At 63.1% G+C, this 19,765-nt stretch carries 18 protein-coding genes; 8 read left to right on the forward strand and 10 right to left on the reverse strand.

Going from position 1 to position 19,765, the window contains the following annotated elements; genetic code table 11:
* The first annotated feature begins 119 nt into the window (after positions 1-119).
* Both BGP00_RS14130 and BGP00_RS14135 read left to right on the forward strand, forming a co-directional pair.
* The gene (locus BGP00_RS14130) at positions 120-2,933 is read left to right on the forward strand and encodes a TonB-dependent receptor (protein WP_292691236.1); all 2,814 of its coding nucleotides are present in this window, start codon (positions 120-122) and stop codon (positions 2,931-2,933) included.
* Between the two features lie 90 nt (positions 2,934-3,023).
* A complete protein-coding gene (locus tag BGP00_RS14135) occupies positions 3,024-3,770 on the forward strand; it encodes a queuosine precursor transporter (RefSeq protein ID WP_168603628.1) in 747 nt (248 codons plus the stop codon).
* Between the two features lie 274 nt (positions 3,771-4,044).
* On the opposite strand, the gene BGP00_RS14140 is transcribed toward BGP00_RS14135, so the two are convergent.
* Entirely contained in the window at positions 4,045-4,248 is a 204-nt protein-coding gene (locus BGP00_RS14140) for a PspC domain-containing protein (RefSeq protein ID WP_183621546.1), read from the reverse strand.
* A 191-nt stretch (positions 4,249-4,439) separates the two neighbouring features.
* On the opposite strand from BGP00_RS14140, the gene recF reads away from it, so the two are divergent.
* Positions 4,440-5,522, forward strand: coding sequence for a DNA replication/repair protein RecF (gene recF / locus BGP00_RS14145; RefSeq protein WP_292691232.1), 1,083 nt, complete (start codon positions 4,440-4,442; stop codon positions 5,520-5,522).
* A gap of 53 nt (positions 5,523-5,575) precedes the next feature.
* On the opposite strand, the gene fabG is transcribed toward recF, so the two are convergent.
* The 3 genes from fabG to BGP00_RS14160 all read right to left on the reverse strand — a co-directional run bounded on the left by fabG (position 5,576) and on the right by BGP00_RS14160 (position 8,160).
* Positions 5,576-6,328, reverse strand: a complete 753-nt coding sequence (fabG, locus tag BGP00_RS14150; RefSeq protein WP_292691231.1) for a 3-oxoacyl-[acyl-carrier-protein] reductase — start codon at positions 6,326-6,328, stop codon at positions 5,576-5,578.
* Between the two features lie 3 nt (positions 6,329-6,331).
* Positions 6,332-7,267 carry an ACP S-malonyltransferase gene (gene fabD, locus BGP00_RS14155; protein WP_292691229.1) on the reverse strand — a complete coding sequence of 312 codons (936 nt, stop codon included), beginning with the start codon at positions 7,265-7,267 and terminating at the stop codon, positions 6,332-6,334.
* An 80-nt stretch (positions 7,268-7,347) separates the two neighbouring features.
* On the reverse strand, positions 7,348-8,160 hold the full coding sequence (locus tag BGP00_RS14160) for an LD-carboxypeptidase (RefSeq protein WP_292691226.1): 813 nt from the start codon (positions 8,158-8,160) through the stop codon (positions 7,348-7,350).
* 114 nt (positions 8,161-8,274) lie between these two features.
* On the opposite strand from BGP00_RS14160, the gene BGP00_RS14165 reads away from it, so the two are divergent.
* Positions 8,275-9,681: a Mur ligase family protein gene (locus BGP00_RS14165; protein ID WP_292691225.1), complete on the forward strand. Its 1,407-nt coding sequence runs from the start codon at positions 8,275-8,277 to the stop codon at positions 9,679-9,681.
* 63 nt (positions 9,682-9,744) lie between these two features.
* Here the strand turns inward: BGP00_RS14165 and BGP00_RS14170 are convergent, their stop codons facing one another.
* Complete coding sequence (locus BGP00_RS14170; protein WP_292691223.1) at positions 9,745-10,731, reverse strand: hypothetical protein; 987 nt, start codon at positions 10,729-10,731, stop codon at positions 9,745-9,747.
* A gap of 13 nt (positions 10,732-10,744) precedes the next feature.
* Positions 10,745-10,960, reverse strand: coding sequence for a hypothetical protein (locus BGP00_RS14175; RefSeq protein ID WP_168603636.1), 216 nt, complete (start codon positions 10,958-10,960; stop codon positions 10,745-10,747).
* 269 nt (positions 10,961-11,229) lie between these two features.
* On the opposite strand from BGP00_RS14175, the gene BGP00_RS14180 reads away from it, so the two are divergent.
* Both BGP00_RS14180 and BGP00_RS14185 read left to right on the forward strand, forming a co-directional pair.
* Positions 11,230-12,831, forward strand: coding sequence for a globin-coupled sensor protein (locus BGP00_RS14180; protein WP_292691220.1), 1,602 nt, complete (start codon positions 11,230-11,232; stop codon positions 12,829-12,831).
* A gap of 99 nt (positions 12,832-12,930) precedes the next feature.
* Positions 12,931-13,326, forward strand: a complete 396-nt coding sequence (locus BGP00_RS14185) for a hypothetical protein (RefSeq protein ID WP_168603638.1) — start codon at positions 12,931-12,933, stop codon at positions 13,324-13,326.
* A gap of 26 nt (positions 13,327-13,352) precedes the next feature.
* Here BGP00_RS14185 and BGP00_RS14190 read toward each other — a convergent pair whose 3' ends face one another.
* From BGP00_RS14190 to BGP00_RS14200, 3 genes are all read right to left on the reverse strand, one after another.
* Positions 13,353-14,285, reverse strand: a complete 933-nt coding sequence (locus tag BGP00_RS14190) for a DUF808 domain-containing protein (RefSeq protein ID WP_292691219.1) — start codon at positions 14,283-14,285, stop codon at positions 13,353-13,355.
* Between the two features lie 46 nt (positions 14,286-14,331).
* The gene (locus BGP00_RS14195) at positions 14,332-15,660 is read right to left on the reverse strand and encodes an alginate export family protein (RefSeq protein ID WP_292691217.1); all 1,329 of its coding nucleotides are present in this window, start codon (positions 15,658-15,660) and stop codon (positions 14,332-14,334) included.
* A gap of 109 nt (positions 15,661-15,769) precedes the next feature.
* Positions 15,770-16,423 (reverse strand): glutathione S-transferase, encoded by a 654-nt coding sequence (locus BGP00_RS14200; protein WP_292691215.1) that lies wholly within the window; start codon positions 16,421-16,423, stop codon positions 15,770-15,772.
* A gap of 145 nt (positions 16,424-16,568) precedes the next feature.
* On the opposite strand from BGP00_RS14200, the gene phaZ reads away from it, so the two are divergent.
* Complete coding sequence (gene phaZ, locus BGP00_RS14205; RefSeq protein ID WP_292691213.1) at positions 16,569-17,789, forward strand: polyhydroxyalkanoate depolymerase; 1,221 nt, start codon at positions 16,569-16,571, stop codon at positions 17,787-17,789.
* A 77-nt stretch (positions 17,790-17,866) separates the two neighbouring features.
* Positions 17,867-18,604, forward strand: a complete 738-nt coding sequence (locus tag BGP00_RS14210) for an enoyl-CoA hydratase/isomerase family protein (RefSeq protein WP_292691211.1) — start codon at positions 17,867-17,869, stop codon at positions 18,602-18,604.
* Here the strand turns inward: BGP00_RS14210 and BGP00_RS14215 are convergent.
* Positions 18,601-19,731 (reverse strand): purine nucleoside permease, encoded by a 1,131-nt coding sequence (locus BGP00_RS14215; RefSeq protein ID WP_292691209.1) that lies wholly within the window; start codon positions 19,729-19,731, stop codon positions 18,601-18,603. The two genes, BGP00_RS14210 and BGP00_RS14215, sit on opposite strands and share 4 nt — an antisense overlap.
* Positions 19,732-19,765: the final 34 nt, after the last annotated feature.

Below are 19,765 nucleotides of genomic sequence, written 5' to 3' on the forward strand. Positions count from 1 at the left end.
AATATATAAAGATCATAAAATCATCTTTTATGACATTTCCTGTCACAGGACCGGAACAGAATTGTCAAAATCCATCCCTAGCCCCCCGCTCGAGTTCTGACCAAATAACGGGGCATATCATGACGTCTGTTTTCACCGCGCGCCGCGCCATGCGGAGCGCGCGCTTTGCCTTGCTCTGCTCGGCCATGTTCCTTCCGATGGCAACGCAGGCCGCCGAAGCCAATCCCGCCGCCGCCGATGTCGCCGATAATGGCCAGTCCATCGTGGTGCAGGGCGCGCGCCCGATTGCCGAATCCGAAGCCGCCGCGCTCAAGGTTCAGCAATTGTCCGATTCGCTGGTGACCGTGGCCGCATCGGACGCGGTGGGCCGCCTGCCCGACCAGAACATCGCCCAGGCCGCAGGCCGCCTGCCCGGCGTGGCGGTGGAGCGCGATCAGGGGCAGGCGCGCTACATCTCCCTGCGCGGCGGGCCCAAGAACTGGACCACGCTGTCGTTCGACGGCATCAATGTGGTCAGCCCCGAAGGGCGCGACAGCCGGTTTGACTCGGTGCCCTCGGCCATTGCGGGCAAGATCATCATCAACAAGGCCGTGACGCCCGAAATGCCGGGCGAAACCGTGTCGGGCAATGTCAATGTCGTCACGCGCTCGGCCTTTGATTTCAATGGTCTGCACATCAACGGCAAGACCGGGTATGGCCAGCAGGAATATGGCGGCCGGCCGGAATATGAAGGCTCGCTGGTGCTTTCCGACCGTTTCAAGGTGGGCGAAGGCGAACTGGGCGTGCTGCTCTCAGGCAGCTATTACCAGCGCGACATGGTGACCGACAATTTCGAGAATGACTGGGAAAACGTGTCGCAGGACAAGCGCCCCGGCAATGCCAACCGCATCTGGGTGGCCGAAAGCGAGAACAAGCTCTATCGCCTGACGCGCAAGAACTGGTCGGTGTCGGGGCGGCTGGATTACAAGCCCAACGAGCGCAACACGATCTCTTTCCGCAGCATCTACACCATCTTTTCCGATGACGAGGCGCGCGACAATTACCGCTTCGACATGGATGACAAGCAATCCTCGCTGAGTAACGCCAGCGCGGCCTGCGACACGTCGGTCAAGACCTCCTATGCCACCTCGGCCTATGCCGATGTCTGCTCGGGCAACACGCCGACCAAGGGCACGATCTATGGCATCGACATCCGCCAGCGCTCCACCCTGCGCGCCTATCGCCAGTCGATCTTCACCAACACGCTGGAAGGCAGCCATGAATTCGACGGCGGCTGGAAACTGAATTGGGCGGGCAATTACACCGAGAGCAAGGATGACCGCTCGGTCGTGGGCGAAGTGGGTTGGGACAGCCCCAGCACGCTGACCGCGCGGCCGACCGTGTCCTATGATTACACCAATCCCAATATCTCGACGCTCAACCTTTACACCACCAACAGCTCGGGCGGCCTGCTCTCGGCGGGCACGCGCGTGACCGACATCGACACGTTCACCAAACCGGCTTCCTCCTTCACTCTGCTGGACGCCATCGACATGACCCGCGCCTATACGGGCCGCCTGGTCCTGTCGAAGCAGACCGAGTTTCTGGGCGGCAATCTGACGCTGAAGGCCGGTTTCCAGTATGACCAGCGCACCAAGACCGCCAATGAAATGCAGATTTCGGTCTCGGGCGCCTCGAATCTGGCCGCGTTGGGGCTGAGCGATTACAGCAGCTTCCTGTCCAATCAGCCCTTTATGGGCAAGATCGCGATGGGTTACACCTTCCACTATTTCGACACCGCCAAGATGCGCGACGCCTCGAACAAGGCGCGTCAGCTTTATGCCCGCGTGCCCGTAACCGACAACAATTACCGGGTGCGTGAACAGGTCTATGCCGGGTTCCTGATGGGCACGCTGCGCTATGACTGGGGCAGCATCCTTGCCGGTGTGCGCCTTGAAAACATCACCAACACCGGCAATGCCGTGGCCACGATCACCAGCACCACCGGCGCGGTCAGCACCCGCGACCTGAACGCCAAATCCAGCCAGTTGCTGGCCTTCCCCAGCCTGCATCTCAACTATAACGTCGATCAGACCAAGAAGCTGCGCCTGTCCTTTACCACCGGGGCCGCGCGCGCCGATTATGACCAGATGCGCCCCAACGTGGTGATCAGCGACACCAATCAGGCCATTTCGGGCGGCAATCCCGCCATCAAGCCCGAGCGCGCCTATGGCGTGGACGCCTATTTCGAATGGTATATGCGCCCCAGCGGTTTCCTGATGGCGGGCCTTTATTACAAAAAGGTCGAGAACGTCCTCTACACTTCGGTGCGGACCTATGGCTCGGATTCGCTCAACAGCGGCGGGGTGGACCGTTCGAACTACACGTTCCGCGGCATCAACAACGCGGGCAGCGGCCATCTGATGGGTCTGGAAGTGGCCTTTCAGCAAAGTCTCGAACCCTGGACGCAAAAGGCGGGCCTGCCCGATTGGATGGGCGGTTTCGGCATCAACGCCAACCTGATGCTGAACGACAGTTCGGTCACCAAGGCGGCCTATGACGGCTTTGCCGCCCGCAAGGTGCGCCTGCCCAACACCTCGGACATGGTTTACAACCTTGGCGGCTATTATGAGAAATACGGCCTGACCCTGCGCCTGCAATATCAGTATCGCTCGAAATGGCTCGATGCCATTGGCGACGATCTCTCGGCGGGCGGCGACAGCTATTGGGCGGCGGATGATGAAATGGATTTCTCGGCCCGCTATCAGATCAACAAGCGCTTCTCGATCTATTTCGATGCCTCAAACCTGCTCAACCAGCCCGGCCGCCGCTTTGTCGATCCCAGCGGGCTGATCAACGCCAGCGGCGGTTCGGCCGGCTTCAGCCAGAACTACACCACCGAATGGGAACGTTTCGGCCGCCGGTTCACCGGGGGCGTGCGCTTCAACTTCTGATGACGGATCAGGGTTGATGAACCAAAGGGCGCTCCATCCGGGGCGCCCTTTTTCTTGCGCAAACGCAATATTGCAGGTTAGCTTGGCGCCATGAGCCAATCCCCCCTCTTCCGCCTCGAAGGCAGCGCAGGCGCGCGCCGCCACTTCCGCTATTTCGATTATGTGATGGCGGCCTTTGTCACCATCCTGCTGCTCTCGAACCTGATCGGCGCAGGCAAGCGCGCGGTGGTGGATCTGCCCTTTATCGGCCCATGGCCGTTTGGCGCGGGCGTGATGTTCTTTCCCATCAGCTATATCATCGGCGACGTGCTGACCGAGGTCTATGGCTATGCCAATGCGCGCCGCTGCATCTGGGTCGGCTTCTGGGCGCTGCTCTTCATGGTGTTCATGAGCCTGGTCGTGGTCGCCCTGCCGCCCGACGCGGGATGGACCGGCCAAGCCGCCTATGAAAGCGTGTTCGGCCAAACCCCGCGCATCGTCTTTGCCTCGGTCGCGGCTTTCTGGGCGGGGGAATTCGTCAATTCCTTCGTCCTTGCCAAGATGAAGATCCTGACCAACGGATCAAAGCTGTGGACCCGCACCATCGGCTCTACTGTCTTTGGTCAGGCGGTGGACAGCGCGCTCTTCTACCCCCTCGCCTTCTACGCCGCCGATGGCTGGACCGGCGCGCAGGTGATGCAGGTGGCATGGACCCAATGGGCCATCAAGGTGAGCTGGGAAGTGATCCTGACACCCGCGACCTACTGGGTCGTGGGCTTCCTCAAAAAGCGCGAAGGGGTGGAAGTGTTCGATACGGACACCAAATTCTCGCCCTTTGCCAAGGCGGCGGAGGTTTAAAGGTTTAAAGAGAGTCTGCCTCCGGCGGGCAAAGGGTCTCGACCCTTTGCAATCCCATTAATGGGGTGGTGTTGGTAACATGATGTTTAGAGCTGGGCTTTGCAAGCCTGCGGCGCGGCTAGGAAACGCTTTTCAGCGCCGCAGGCTTTACCATTCAAACGCTGCAAATTTCAGCCTCCGCCAAACCCGAAACACACTATAGACAGTAACGGGATTGCAAAGGGTCGAGACCCTTTGCCCGCCGGAGGCAATGCACTCCTCCAAACCCCACCCATCAATCAGCAATCAACGCAATCGCCAGATAAACGAGAAACAGCGAGCCAAACCCCAGGATCGCCCCCAGCGCGAAGGCCACGCGCACCAGCGTCACATCCAGCCCGAAATAGGCCGAGATCCCCGAGCAGACGCCAAAGATCTTCTTGTTGCGGCGGTCGAGCATAAAGCCATTCGTGGGGCGGATCGGGTCGTAATTGTTCATGGTTTTTCTCCTTGGTGCGGGGCCGGTCGGTGGCCGCCGCCTGTGCAGAGGGAATTGCATGGCCCGTGCCAATTGGCGAAACGCCCGAAAAACGGCCATTCCTGCGGCATCCTATATGGCGCAAAATCCCAAGCCTTCGCATTTTTCACCAAGGCTGGCCCCGGCGGCCCAATCCGGCTACAGCCCGGCCCATGGCGCTTGATCGCATCCGTCTGGGCTGGTTCCGCAACCACCGCGCCACCGCGCTGGAGGGAACGGGCAAGTTCAACCTGTTGGTGGGCGAGAATGGCGCGGGCAAGACCAATATCCTTGAGGCCATCTCACTGTTCGCGCCGGGCCGCGGCCTGCGCCGGGCCGCCCTGCCCGATATGGCCGGGCAAGCCGGCGACGGCGCCTTTGCGGTCTCGGGGGACCTGCTGCGCGATGGCGCGGGCGTGCGCCTTGGCACAGGCACCGCGCCGGACAAGCCGGGCCGCCGCATCGTGCGCGTCAATGGCGCGGATGCCAGCGCGCTGTCGCTGTCGGAATGGCTGGGCCTGTTCTGGCTGACCCCGGCGATGGACCGGTTGTTCATGGATTCGCCGGGCGGGCGGCGGCGCTTTGTCGATCGTCTGGCGCTGGCGCTGGACCCGGCCCATGCCGCCCATGCCGCCCGCACCGAGGCCGCGATCCGCGAGCGCAACCGCCTACTCTCCGCCCCGCAGGAGCCTGATGCGCGCTGGCTGGATGCTATCGAGGCGCAGATTGCCGAGGCGGGCGGAGCGCTGGCCAGCGGGCGGGCGCGGCTGATCGAGGCGCTTAACGCCAAACTCGAAACCCTGCCCCCCTCGCCCTTTGCGCGGCCCGCGTTGATCTATCAGGCGGGCGGACCGACTGATGTGGACGCCTTGGCGCAGGCGCTGCGCGAGCAACGCCGCCGGGATCGCGCGGCGCAGCGCACACTGACCGGCCCGCATCGGGATGACCTTGGCGTAACCATGGCGGCCAAGAATCAGCCCGCCGCCGAATGTTCGACCGGCGAGCAAAAGGCGATGCTGATCGCCATCACGCTGGCCCATGCGGAATTGTCGGGGGATACAGACCGCCCGCGCCTGCTGCTGCTGGATGAAGTGGCCGCCCATCTTGACCCGATCCGGCGGGGCGCCTTGTTCGAAAGACTGGAGGCAGGCGCGGCGCAGGTGTGGATGACCGGCACGGAACTGGCGCCCTTTGATGCGCTGAAGGGCAAGGCGGCACAGTGGCACGTGGCCGAGGGCAGCGTCAGAAAGGAATAGGGCGGGAAGCGCGCAAACGCCCCCGCCCCAAATCTCAGGCAAACATCAGCCTATCAGGCAAACATCGCCATGCCGCCATTCACATGCAGCGTCTGGCCGGTCACATAGCCTGCTTCCTTCGAGGCCAGGAAGGCCACAGCAGCGCCGATATCCTCGCCCTCGCCCATGCGGCCCATCGGGATGCGGCTGTTCAGCGCGTCCTTCTGCGCATCGGGCAGGACATCGGTCATCGCCGTGCGGATGAAGCCGGGGGCAACGCAATTGACCGTCACATTGCGGCTCGCCAATTCCTGCGCCAGCGATTTCGACGCGCCAACAAGGCCCGCCTTGGCGGCAGCATAGTTGATCTGGCCCGGATTGCCCGTGGCGCCCACAACGCTGGTGATGTTGATGATGCGGCCGAAACGGGCCTTCATCATCGGCTTGGTGGCAGCGCGCATCAGGCGGAAGGCGCCTTCAAGGTTGATGCGGATGACGGCATCCCATTCATCATCCTTCATGCGCATAGCCAGATTGTCGCGCGTGATCCCGGCATTGTTGACCAGAATGTCGAGCTTGCCCAAACCAGCGACAGCGGCGGGGATCAGCCCCTCAACACTGTCCTTGTCCGACAGATCGGCCACCAGACAGATGTGATCGGCTGAAGAGTCCTTGGCCAGCTCCGCCGCAAAGGCTTCCAGCTTGGCCTGATTGCTGCCCGACAGCGCCAGACGCGCGCCCTGCCCGGCCAAAGCCTTCGCCACCGAGGAACCGATGCCGCCGCTCGCGCCCGTTACCAGCGCGGTCATACCCGTCAGATCAAACATCGCTCAAATCTCCTTCAGCAGCGCTTCGATGTCGGCCATCGTCACCACGCTGGTAATCTTCACATCCTTGACGGTGCGCCCGATCATCGGGCCCAGCACCTTGCCGCCCAGTTCGACGAATTCGGTGACGCCCGCTGCCTGCATGGCGATTACGCTTTCGCGCCAGCGCACCCGGCCGCAGACCTGTTCGACCAGCAGCTTTTGCACCAAGGCCGGATCGGTCACGACATCGGCGGTCACATTGGCAAACAGTGCGACCGAGAGCGCGCCCGGCGCGGTGCGCGCCAAAGCATCAGCCATGGCATCGGCAGCAGGCTGCATCAGCGGGCAATGGAAAGGCGCCGACACCGGCAGCGCCACGCCGCGCTTGATGCCATGTTCTTTCACCAAGGCGATGGCGCGGTCAATCGCGCCCTTGTGGCCGGAAAGGACGACCTGACCCGGATCATTGTCATTGGCCACGGTGCAGACTTCGCCCTCGGCAGCCGCCGCCGCCAGAGCGGACGCCTTTTCAATATCCGCGCCCAACAGAGCCGCCATCGCGCCCACGCCCACTGGCACAGCCGCCTGCATCGACTGGCCGCGCAGCTTCAACAACCGCGCCGTATCGGCCAGCGAGAAAGCCCCCGCCGCACACAGCGCCGTATATTCACCAAGCGAATGGCCCGCGACGAAATCGGCCTTGTCGGCCAGACGGATGCCGCCCTCGGCCTCCAGCACGCGCAAGGTGGCGATGGCATTGGCCATGATCGCGGGCTGCGCGTTCTCGGTCAGCGTCAGCGCGTCTTCCGGCCCTTCGGCCATGATCGCGGAGAGCTTCTGGCCCAGCGCGTCATCGACCTCTTCGAACACTTCGCGGGCCACAGCGCTGGCCGCCGCCAGCTCGACGCCCATACCAACCTTCTGGCTGCCCTGACCCGGAAAAACGAAAGCCCGCATTGCGCGATAATCCCTGATAAATGCAAAGTGGGCGCGGGTTATTGCGGATGGACGCCAGAAGCAAGGCCAAACGGCACGCCTTATGTCTGCGTGCCAAAGGGCACGATGCAATTGTCCGCATCATGGCCGATATCCGCCTCGCCCAGAAACGGAATGGCATGGCGCGCGCACCAGTCGGCCACGATGGCCTGTGCATCCGTGCCAAAGGGCCGGTCATTATCAGGCACATCCGACACCCGCCCCAGCCGGACCCCCGCCACACCGCCCAAATGCGCCGTCACATGAAACATCAGCCGGTCAATGGCATAGAGATATTCGCTGACTTCTTCGATCATCACCACATGACCGGCCAGCCCCGGCATGATCGGCGTGCCCGCCAGCATGGCTAGCGTGGTCAGGTTGAGGGCCACCACCGGATGCCTCTCTCCGGCCAGCGAGGGTTCGAGCCCCTGCTTTTCCCCGGCGAAAAAGCCCAGTGCGCGGCGCAGCGCGGCCTCTCCGCCCATGCGACGACCATCCGCCACCATCGGGCCATGGCACGCCAATCCCACCCGCGCGCGATAGAGCGCGCCCAGCAGATAGCCCATGTCCGAATAGCCCATATAACGCTTATGCCCCGCAGCAGCGCTTAATTGCGCCACCGCACTCTGGGCGATGCGGTTGCTGCCATAGCCGCCGCGCGCGAACCAGACCGCATCAAAGCCCGGATCATTCGCGCAATCGAGGAAGGCGGCAAGCCGGGTCGCGTCATCCCCCGCGAAATGCCCGGCCGAGGCAAAACATTGCGGGTGGAAATAAGCACTCACCCCATAATCGCCCGCGATGGCCTCGACGCGGGCGGCATCTTCAGGCGTGATCGGGCAAGCGGGGGCGCAAATGGCAATTCGGGTCATGGACGAGGGCATAAAGCATCGCGCAAAAAAGTGGGAACCGGTTTTTTGCCTTTAGCGATGTGACAGGCAAAGACGCCGGTTGCTTCTGTTCGCGCCACATCCTAACCCGCGCGGATGGACAAGGACGCGCTCATTTCGACCCTGTGGTTTTTCTGTGGCATTGGCGGATCGGGCATGTTGCCGCTAGCGCTGATCCTGCGCGGCATGGGGGCGCAGGTGGCCGGGTCCGACCGCAGCCGGGATCAGGGCCGCACCCCGGAAAAATTCGCATGGCTGGAAAGCCTTGGGTTTGAATTGTTCCCTCAGGACGGCAGCGGGATGCGGGATGGGGCGCAGATCCTTGTCGCCAGCGCGGCGGTGGAGGACAGCGTGCCCGAGGTGGTGCGCGCGCGCGAATTGGGCTGCGCGCGGATGAGCCGGGCCGAGCTGCTCTCCACCCTGTTCAACGCGGCGCCCGCACGCATCGCCATCGGCGGCACCAGCGGCAAATCGACCGTCACCGGCATGGCGGGCTGGATCATGACGCAGGCCGGGCGCGACCCCACCATCATGAACGGCGCGGTGATGAAGAATTTCGTCGCCCCCGATGCACCCTTTGCCAGCGCGCGAGTGGGTGCGGGCGGCGTCTTTGTGTCGGAGGTGGATGAGAGCGACGGCTCGATCGCGCTCTATAATCCCACCGTGGCGGTGCTCAACAATGTCAGCCTCGATCACAAGAGTCTGGAAGAATTGCGCGAATTGTTTGGCGATTTTCTGGCCCGCGCCGATGTGGCCGCGGTCAATATCGACGATGCGGAAAGCGCGGCCCTGATCGGTCGGGCGCGGCGCGTGGTGACATTCGGGCTGAGCAATGAACAGGCCGATATTGGCATCGCGCCCGGATCGATTGCGGAAACGCCCACGACGATCGCCGCCACGCTGATCGACCGGCGCGATGGGGCGACCTATGCCTTGGCGCTGCGCGTGCCGGGGCGGCACAATCTGGCCAATGCGCTGGCGGCCTTGGCGGCGGCGGATGCGGCAGGCGTGGCGCTGGCGCAAGGCGTGGCCGCCATCGAGAGCTTCACAGGTCTTGCGCGGCGGTTCGATATTGTCGGCACCAGCGCGAACGGCGTCACCGTGATCGACGATTTCGGCCATAACCCGGACAAGGTGAGCGCCACGCTGCATACGCTCAAAGCGCATCCGGGGCGTATTCTGGCGTTTTTCCAGCCGCATGGCTATGGTCCGCTGCGGCAAATGGGGCATGAACTGGCCCAGACCTTCGCCCGCCTGCTGGAGGGCGAGGATCAGGTGATCCTGTGCGATCCGGTCTATTTCGGCGGAACGGTGGACCGTACGCAGGGTTCACAGCGGATCGTCGATCTGATCGGGGGCCGGGCGCGCTATATTCCCGCGCGTGATGACGTGGCGGCCTATCTGGCGCAGGAGGCGCGGCCGGGCGACCGTATCGTGGTGATGGGCGCGCGCGACGACACGCTCACGCTTTTTGCCAAAAACCTGCTGGAACAGATTGGATGAAATGCAAAAAAGGGGCGCGAGGGGAGACAGTCCCGCGCCCCTTTTCGCATCAGATGCAAGGGTTCAGATGACGCGCACCTGCACCAGTGTCTGATTGACCAGTTGATAGGCGATTTCGCCAAAGGTAACGGGACCGGCCACGCCGCCCACCGTCTTGCCTTCCAGACCGCCGAACAGATAGTTCAGGATGCAGTTGCACGACCACATCGCACCATCATGGTCATGTTCGGCAAATTGCGCGGCAAAGGCGGAAGGATAATCCTCCACCGGGGCGGCAAAGGCATAATCGATGCCGGGAAACACCGGGGCATAAAGATCCACCGTCTTGTCACCCACCGCGCGCAGCGAGGCATTGATGCGCGCGCCCGAATAATCGCCCACCAGCGGCAATTGCCCGCCTTCAAACCCGCGCTCGCGGATATAGTCGGCAAACAGGCGCTTTTGCCCGTTCACGATCACGTCATGGGGTGAGAAACTGGCTTCTTCGAAACGCAGGATGTCGACACCGTCGGAGGAGAAGATGTTCACGATCTCGACGATCGGCATCATGCCTTCGGGCAGATGGATTTGCAGCACCGCCGCGCCATCGCTTTGCGCGCCGCTGCCCGATCCGTCATAGACATAGGCACCGGCCCCCTCCTCGCCCAGGTCGAAGCCCGCGATCCAGCCCACGGTGGGCTTGAGGAAAGCCAGCGGATATTGGCCCGCTTCCTTGGCAAAGCGCTGATGGGCCTGCGACTGAAACGGCAGGATGGCCAGGGCAAAACCATGCTCGGGCGCTTCCTCGGTGATATCCTGCAGCGCATCGGCGCCGTAATGATGCGAGGTGACTGCGCCCAGACCCGAGAAATCGGTAACGAAAACCCTCCCGGCATCAATTATTTCGCCACCCTCGGCGGTCAGGAAATAGGGCGTTGTGCCCCCGATCCAGTTGCCCGCGGGCAGTTGGTCAAGCGCTTCCTTGCGCCCAGCGATGGCCAAAGGCGCGCCCGCGCGGATCAGGGCAATCGCATCGTCCAGCGCAACCAGCGCATTGATGCGCCCGGCCATCGCGCCAGCGAAGTCAGATGGAGCTAAGCTGTGCGATTTCATTGGCCAGTCCTCTTTCCCATTTTACAAAGAAATCATAAACTTCATCAGCTTTTTGCGCGGGCGTGAGCTTGCTCATTTCCAGACGTTGGCTGAGCATTTGCGCGCCCAGATTGGTGGTGCGCAGTTTTTTCAATCCGCCATTGGCCAATTTTTGCCAGCATGGCGCCGATTTGGATGGCAGGGCCATTAGGTTCCCCTTCGCAAGTCTGCACTCTTTGTTGCTGCGCCTGAGTAACCCTTTGGCTTTTTACATTCGGCTGAACACGAACTCGGTATTCCAGCGTATTTTGGAGAATGGGGAAAATCCGCCGCTCTGGGCAATTACCCGTAAAACGCGCCCCAAGGATGTTAAACGCGATTACTGTAAAGGATTTCCGACCCGACCAACCCTTTCGTTTAAAACGCGCTCCTTTTGGAAATCCATTCGTTTAAAACGATTGATCGCAAGGAAAAGAGATGAACGATCCCCGGTCAAACCATCCGAAGAGCGCAACCGAAACCCTCGAATTGAGGGTCGAGTTTTTTGAGGTGCGGCACGAGGATTACGGTGCGTTTTCCCGCATCGCCCGATCGCTGCGCAAATTCGCTCCGGCCGCTCTGGACCGTTTCTATGGCCGCGTGGCCAACACCCCGGCCATCGCCAGTTTTTTCCCTACCAGCACTTCGGCCCGCAGCGCGCGCGACAAGCAATATGCCCATTGGGTCGATCTGTTTGAAAAGAACACCGGGGGGCTATCCCAATCCTATTTCCAGCGCGCCAGCCATATTGGCGATGTCCACGCCCGCATCGGGCTGGAGCCGACATGGTACACCGGCGCCTATGCCACGATCCTTCAGGATGTGATCAAGGGCATGGTGGGGCAATCGCTGGCAGGTCGCCTGGGCGGGCGGGCGATGGCGCAGGATATTGCCACGCTGGTGAAACTGGCGATCATGGACATGGATATCGCGCTGGGCGCCTATTTCCGCGCCGAGGAAGCCAAGCGCCAGAGCGTGGTCGACAGCCTTTCCCATGCGCTGGAGGCCATGGCCAATGGCGACATGACCCATTCGCTGACCGACCTGCCGCCCGGCTATGCCAAATTGCAGGAAGATTTTGAGGCCATGCGCCGCGCGGTCAATGCCGCGCTCAATGGCGTCACGGCGGCGGTGGAAACGATCAGCGCCGGTTCGGCCGAAATCCGCAGCGCGTCGGACAATCTTTCAACCCGCACCGAGCATCAGGCCGCCACGCTGGAGGAAACCACCGCCGCGATGAACAGCCTGACCCATGGCATCAGCGATGCCGCGCAAGGCGCAAGCCGGGTCGAGGCCAGCGTCTCCGAGGCGCAGGACGAGGCGCAAAAGGGCAGCGAAGTGGTGCGCGAGGCGGTGGACGCCATGGCCAGCATCGAAAACTCGGCCCGCGAGATCACCCAGATCATCAATGTCATCGACGGCATTGCCTTTCAGACCAACCTGCTCGCCCTGAACGCGGGCGTCGAGGCGGCGCGCGCGGGCGATGCGGGCAAGGGCTTTGCCGTTGTCGCCAACGAAGTGCGCGCGCTGGCCCAGCGCAGCGCCGAGGCGGCCAAGGACATTCGCGGCCTGATCGGCACCAGCGTCGATCAGGTGACGCGCGGCGTCTCGCTGGTCGATCAATCGGGCCAGGCCTTTACGCGCATCACCGGCAAGGTGGCCGATATCGCCAGCCTTGCCATCACCATCGCCAGCCTGAGCCGGGAACAGGCGGGCAATCTGGTGCAGATCAACGAATCGGTGGGCGATATCGACCGCAACACCCAGGCCAACGCCGCCATTGCCGAAGAAGCCACCGCCGCCGCGCGCAGCCTTGCCTCGCAGGCGCAGGAGCTGGCCCAACTGGTCGCGCGTTTCCGCATCGAGCGCACGGCGGGCAGTAGCCTCACCTCGCTGGCCGAGCTGTCGCCCGCCCCGATCCCCCTGCACCGCGCCAAATCGCCCCCCAAACTGGTCCCCGTGCCGCGCAGCGAGGGCGCGCTGGCCATTCAGCCGACGCCCGAGGCGGCCAATGAAGCCGACGACTGGGCCGAATTCTGAGCACTGGCCCGGCAGGCCCAAAAATCATGGCGCCGATCTTAATTTTCCCCGCCGATCCCCGTTTCTATCCATGCCGAGAGGAAAAGCCGGAGCCACACCATGCTGCTCAATACGATCGACGATACAGTAGTTTACGTCCCCCGCGCCGAACGTATCAGCTTTGACCTGATGGTCCGCTACCGGTTCGGCGAGGATCGCGGGCCAACCCTGCTCAAGAACCTGACCTGCGGCGGGGCGCGGGTCGAAGGCATCGCAGGGCTGCGCTGTGGAGACAAGGTGACGCTGTGCCTGCCCTCGCTGGCGCCCAAGGAGGCGACTGTGGTGTGGCTGATGGGACAGAGCGCGGGGCTGGAATTCGACCGGCCGCTGCATCCCGATATTTTCGAGGAACTGGTGCTGCGCCATGCCAGCCAGCGCGAAAGGTCGGAAACCGACCGCCTGACGCAAATCAACAATCGCTATGACCGCGAGGAAAGCGAAGAATTGCCGAATTGATCAATGGGGGCCAAGAGCCCCCTTTTTCATGCCCGCCGCAACAGAGCGGGCAGCCCGTGCAGCACCCCCGCCACGATCATGCCGATCGCCAGCCCGACCAGCCCGGCAATCCCTGCCCCCGCGATCCAGCCCAGCGCTCCGCCCGCGGCCATTTCGACCACATGGGCCGCGCCATGCTGCCAATGGGCGGGCGCGGCAAGGCCCAGTTGCTCGGCTCCGTGCAGCAGGATGCCGCCGCCCACCCACAGCATCGCGGCCGTGCCCACATTGGCCAGCAGGGTGAGCAAGGGCGGCGTGCCCTGCACCAGCGCCCGCCCGATGGTCAGCCGCAGCCCCGTTCCGCCCCGCGCCAGATGCAGGCCGATATCATCCGCCTTCACGATCAGCGCCACCACGCCGTAAACCAGCACCGTAATGCCCACGCCCACGATGCCCAGAATGACCGCCCGCTCGACCAAGGGCTTATCCGCCACCTCAGCCAGAGCGATGGCCATGATTTCGGCCGAGAGGATCAGATCGGTGCGCACCGCGCCCTTGACGCGCGCGGCCTCAAAGGCCTTGCCATCGGCCACCGGCCCGTCGGGCGTTTCGCCATGTCCCTCGCCGCCCAGCTTCTCCAGCAGCTTTTCCGCGCCCTCATAGCTCAGAAACAGCCCGCCCAGCATCAGCAGCGGCGTGATCGCCCATGGCAACAGCGCCGAGAGCGCCAACGCCACCGGCAGCAGGATCACCAGCTTGTTGAACAGGCTGCCCCGCGCGATACGGGCGATGACGGGCAATTCGCGGTCGGGGGTAAACGAGGCGACATAGGCAGGCGTCACCGCCGCATCGTCGATGACCACGCCCGCCGCCTTGCTGCCCGCCTGCGCCACGCCGGCGGCCATATCGTCCAGCGAGGCCGCCGCCGCCTTGGCAATCATCGCCACATCATCGAGCAGCGCGATCAAACCCACCGACATGTCTTAACAGCCCCCTGCGACAGGCGGCCCGACCATGCCGCCAGAATCAGAAAAATCCGGTCAGATTGAACGACACATAGCGCGTATCGCCGCGCCGTCCATTGGGCGCGTTTTCCATAAACGATCCACGCGCCAAATAGACCCCATCAAATTCAAAACGAAGCTTTTTCGGCTTTATCCAATAGCGCAGCCGCGTATCGAACTGATGCCCGGCGAAATTGCCGCTGCGCCCGGACGCATCGCGCACGTTGGTGGTCGAAAAACTGTCATGGCTGTCGGCCAGCCACATGCCGCGCCAGCCGATAAACGCATCCACGCGGGCGCTGGGCGTGACCTCGATCCGCAGGCCGGGCGAGAGGATATTGGCGCGCCCGATGGCATTGTACAGGCCGCTGGGCGCCAGATCGCCGCGGCGAAAACCGAACAAAGTGTCGAAACGGCCATAGGTGCCCGAGGTGCCGTCGCCGCTGGCCCGGTCGAATTCGGCCAGCACATGCGGCTTCCACTTGCCCGCCCAGCTATAGCCCAGATGGGCGCGCACGAAGGTCGCGCTGGCGGTCAGCATGGCGGCGTTGGCGGCGGTGCTGGCGCTGACATGGCCCCATTGATAGATGCCCTCGACCCCGCCATCGACATGGCCGGGGCGCGGGTCCGCACTGGCGCGCAGGCCCAGATTATTGAGCGAACGGTCGCGCGTGGGGTGGCCGGGCGCGTCGCGCTCGCCAAAATGGATGAAGCTGATTTCGGACAGGAACGGGCTGCCCTTGGCCTGATGCGCCAGCAATCCGCCCGTCAGCGCGATGTTCACATTTTCCGAATCCAGCGCAAAACGGTTGTCGCGCAAGGAAACGCCATCATCGGGCAGACGCAGATGCGGCATCAGATAGATCAGCGTGGACGTATAGCCGCGCGGCATTGCCGTGGTCACAATCGCGCCGGTATAGGAATTGGTGGAATTGCGATAATCGTCCGAGGCGATCAGGCGGCCCGAACCGATGCGCGCCATCATGCGCCCGGCCTGAATGGTGGTCTTGGTGCCCTTGCCAAAGGTGGAGCCCAGATTGGCCATGATATAGGCCTGCGCAGGCTCCATCACATTGACATCATTGGTGGAGAGCGGCGTGCCCGGATTGGCGTTCCATTCGCGGCTGTCATAGATTTCGCCGACAAGCTGGATCGGCCCATGTTTCCATTCAGCGCGCAAAGTGGTGCGCAGGCCCGGCAACTGGTCGCTGGCATTCACGCCTGCGCGCGCCTGCCCCTCGATGGTTTCGTAACGCGCACGAATGCTGCCCGAAATTTGCACGCCGTCATCGGCCCGCGCATCCGCAGACCAGCCCAACAGGCCCAATACGGCAAGAACCCTGAATTTCATCACCCGACATTCCCCCCAATGGGCGCGCTCTCTAGGGGGGCAATGCTACAATCCAAAGCCCTAAAATGCCGGAGGATGACCCCTGCGTAGTTTTATCGGGAGGCTCGTTTCAGAATTCGACATCCAGATCTTCGAACTCCTCGGCCTCGGCCAGCGCGGCCTCGCGCCACTTTATCATCGGCGCCCATGCCGCGATGGTCTGGCAATAGGCGGCGCTGGGCGCGCTCAGGCCCACCGCATAGGAGAGGAAGCGCGTGGTGACAGGAGCATACATCGCATCGGCAATCGTGGGCGCGGCGCCGAAGAGGAACGGACCGCCATATTTGCTCAGACACTCCTGCCAGATCACCTCGATCCGCTCAATATCGGGGCGGGCGCCGGAAAAGACCGGGAATTTCTCGTGCTGCACCTTCAGGTTCATCGGCAGGGCCGAGCGCAGATTGGTAAAGCCGGAATGGATCTCGCCGCTGATCGAGCGGCAATGGGCGCGCGCGATCCGGTCGGCGGGCAGCATCTGGGCCTGCGGGTAAAGCTCGTTGAGATATTCGGCAATCGCCAGCGTATCCCAAACGCTCGCCCCTTCATGCGTCAGGCGCGGCACCAGCACCGATGGGCTGAGCAGCAGCAGTTCGGCGCGGTCGGCCGCGTCATTTTCCACCCGCTGTTCATCGACCTCGAGCCCGGCCAATTGCGTCAGCAGCCAGCCGCGCAGCGACCATGCCGAATAGGTCTTGCTGGAAATGGTGAGCGTTGCCTTGGCCATGACTCGCTTCCTCTCTAGGCTGTTCTCGCTTTTGCAGCATAAACTCTTGCCAAGCGCAATGACGCAGCGCAGCATCACCCTATTATTTCATCCCGGCACTCATGCGAATCATGCACCGGGCGGAAAGATTGGCGGAACCGAACCCATGCTTTATCAGGCCTATCAGACCTATTGCGACATGATGGAGCCATCGCGGCGGATGGCGGCGCTGGCGCTGGAGGCGCGCGACCGCCTGTGGCCATGGGCCGATGTATGGGGCTGGCCGCGCCGGATCCATGCGCTTTGCACGACTCACAAGCTCTCGGCCATCACCCACAGCCGCCCCGCCTTTGGGATTGAGGAGGTGCGGGTGGGCAATGCCCGCGTAGCCGTGCGTGAGGAAGTGGCCATTGAGCGCCCCTTTGGCAATCTGATCCATTTCGCCAAGGACGAGGTGATGACGCCCCAGCCCAAGATGCTGGTGGTTGCCCCCCTGTCCGGCCATTACGCCACGCTGCTCTCCCATACGGTCGAGGTCCTGCTGCGCGATCACGATGTCTATCTGACCGACTGGAAGAACGCGCGCGATGTGCCGTTGGCCGAGGGGCGGTTCGGGCTGGAGGATTACACCGATTACCTGATCCATTTCCTGCGCGAACTGGGCCCGCGCAGCCATATGCTGGCCGTGTGCCAGCCCTGCGTATCGGCGCTGGCCACGGTGGCGGTGATGAGCGCCGAACGCGATCCATGCACCCCGCGCAGCCTGACGCTGATGAGCGGGCCTCTGGATGTGCGCGAGGCGCCCACGGTGGTCAATGAACTGGCCAATGCCAATACGCTGGACTGGTTTGAGGCCAATCTGATCTCGCGCGTGCCTTCCCGGTATAAGGGCGCGGGGCGGCGGGTCTATCCCGGCTTCCTGCAATTGACCGCCTTTATGTCGATGAACCTTGGCCGCCATTTCGGACAATTCCGCAAGCTCTATCAGGCTCTTGTCGACGAGCGTGAGGCCGAGGCGAAGAAGATCGCCGATTTCTATGATGAATATATGGCGGTGCTGGACCTGTCGGCGGAATTCTATCTCGAAACCATCGATCAGGTGTTTCAACAGGCGTCTCTGGCGCGGGGCGAAATGATGCACCGCGGCCGCCGCATTGATTGCGCGACAATCCGCCATACCGCCTTGCTGACGGTCGAGGGCGAGCGCGACGACATTTGCGGCGTGGGCCAGACGGCCGCCGCGCATCAGATGTGCTCCTCGCTGCGCCCCCATCTGCGGCGGCATCACTTGCAGCCGGGCGTGGGCCATTACGGCGTGTTTGCCGGATCGAAATGGGAAAAGCAGGTCTATCCGCAGGTGCGCAATATGGTGCTGGCGATGAGTTGAGGGGTTGCATAGCCTCTATCCGCGCTGCGACTATCGGCGCGCTGTTGCCGGGGCGCATGATCGGATAAGAGGCGCCCATGCTGAAACTGGACAAGGATGGCGCCATCGCGCGCCTGCTGATCGACCGCCCCGAGCGCCACAATGCGATGAACCTTGCCATGTGGCAGGCGCTGCCGGTTTTGCTGGCGCAGGCAGTGGATGACGCGGATGTGCGCGCGATTGTGCTGACCTCGGCCACGCCGGGCCTGTTTTGTGCGGGCGCGGATATTGGCGAAATGCTGGCCGCGCGTGATGATCTGGTGCTGCGCGCCGCCACGCAGGGGGCGATCAATGAGGCGCAATCGGCGCTGGCGCAATGCCCCAAGCCTTTGGTCGCGATGGTTGATGGCGATGCGATCGGCGGGGGATGCGGGCTGATACTGGCCTGCCATATGCGGGTCGCCACCGCGCGAGCGCGCTTTGGCATAACGCCTGCGCGGCTGGGGCTGGCCTATCCGCTGCATGACACCGCGCTGCTGGTCGATCTGGTCGGGCCGGGTCAGGCGCGGCGGCTGATGCTGACCGGCCAGTTGATCGGGGCGGAGGAAGCGCTGCGCATCGGATTGATCGAGGAGATCGCCGAAAGCGCGCATGACCCTCTGCGCGCCATCGCCGCCAATTCCGCCTTTACCCATGGCGCCACGCTGCACACCATCGCGCGGGTGATCGCCGGGCAAAGGCAGGAGGACGAAGCCTCGCTGGCCCTGTTCGCCTCCGCCTTCGACGGGGCGGATTTCGCCGCCCGCGCCGAGGGATTTTTCAAACGCAAGGGTTAAGGGGCCGAAGGCGCGGATTTTTCATAGCGCGGCCAATGCGTGGTGATTTCCCCCACCACCTTTGACCCGGCGGCATAGAGTGCCTCCAGCGCGGCGGTCATGCCCGAATAGCCCGCATTCTCGCGCGCCATGTTTTCCGCCGCGCCCATGCCCGGCGGCGGCATGGTAAAATTCGACCCCGCGCGCAGCACCATCACCCGATTACGATCCGCCCTGCCCACCTTGGTCAGATATTCGAGGCTCTGGATAATCCCCGTCTCCTCCATCGCCGAGGTGACGAAAGTGCCCTTGCCATTCGTCCAGTATTTGACCCAGTCGCGGCCCCATTGGGTCATCTTCTCGCCATGCCAATAGGTCATCGCGGCCAGTTGATCGCCCATCATCACGTGGGGCGGCTTCTGAGCCTCCGGAAAATCCTTGTACAGCTCGCGCTGGGCGGCAATCGAGGCATCGTCGGGCAGTTTCAGATCCTTGGTCAGTCCGTAAGCCCATTGGGCCAGCCCGGCGTTGAGCGCGAACATCTCGCCATTGGCCGCCACAGGCGCAGGCCCGGCCAGCGGGTCGCCCTCCACCCTGGTCGAGCCGTGGATCGGGAAATAGCCATATTTCCAGCCCTTGGGGATTTCGCGCGCGTCAATCTCATGCGCCATGTCGCCATCGACCAGATAGCGCGCCCATGCCGCGCTGCCCGCCGATCCCGCCGCCGGATCGATACCGGCAATGCCCGCCACCAGCCAATAGGCCTTCGACAGATCGAGCCGCTGATCCAGCCCCAGCGCCAGCGCGGCGGTGGCCGACTTGATATTGCCCATGCCGGTCACAATGCCCAGAACCTGCGTGTCCGGATTGTAATAGAGGTCGTGATAGCCCTGCGGAAAAGGGATTCGCTCGGTCAGCTTCGCCCGTTCTTTCCAGAGCTGGAACTCGCCGGGCCGGTCGCCCTCGTCCTTGCCGATTTCAAACAGCGTGACCACCACCACCCGCACCGGCAGATGCGCGGCGCAAGGCGCGGCGGGCGCGCATTTGGCGATTTGCCCCAAGGCGGCGCGCGGAGACACAGGCGCCGCCACCACCGGCCCCGCCAGAGCAGCCGTCAGCGCCAGAAACAAAGCCTTGTAACGGGCCATTACCATAAATCACTTCCCCAAACGAACGGGGCGC

The organism is Novosphingobium sp. 63-713, assembly GCF_001898925.1.
Classification (GTDB): Bacteria; Pseudomonadota; Alphaproteobacteria; order Sphingomonadales; family Sphingomonadaceae; genus Novosphingobium.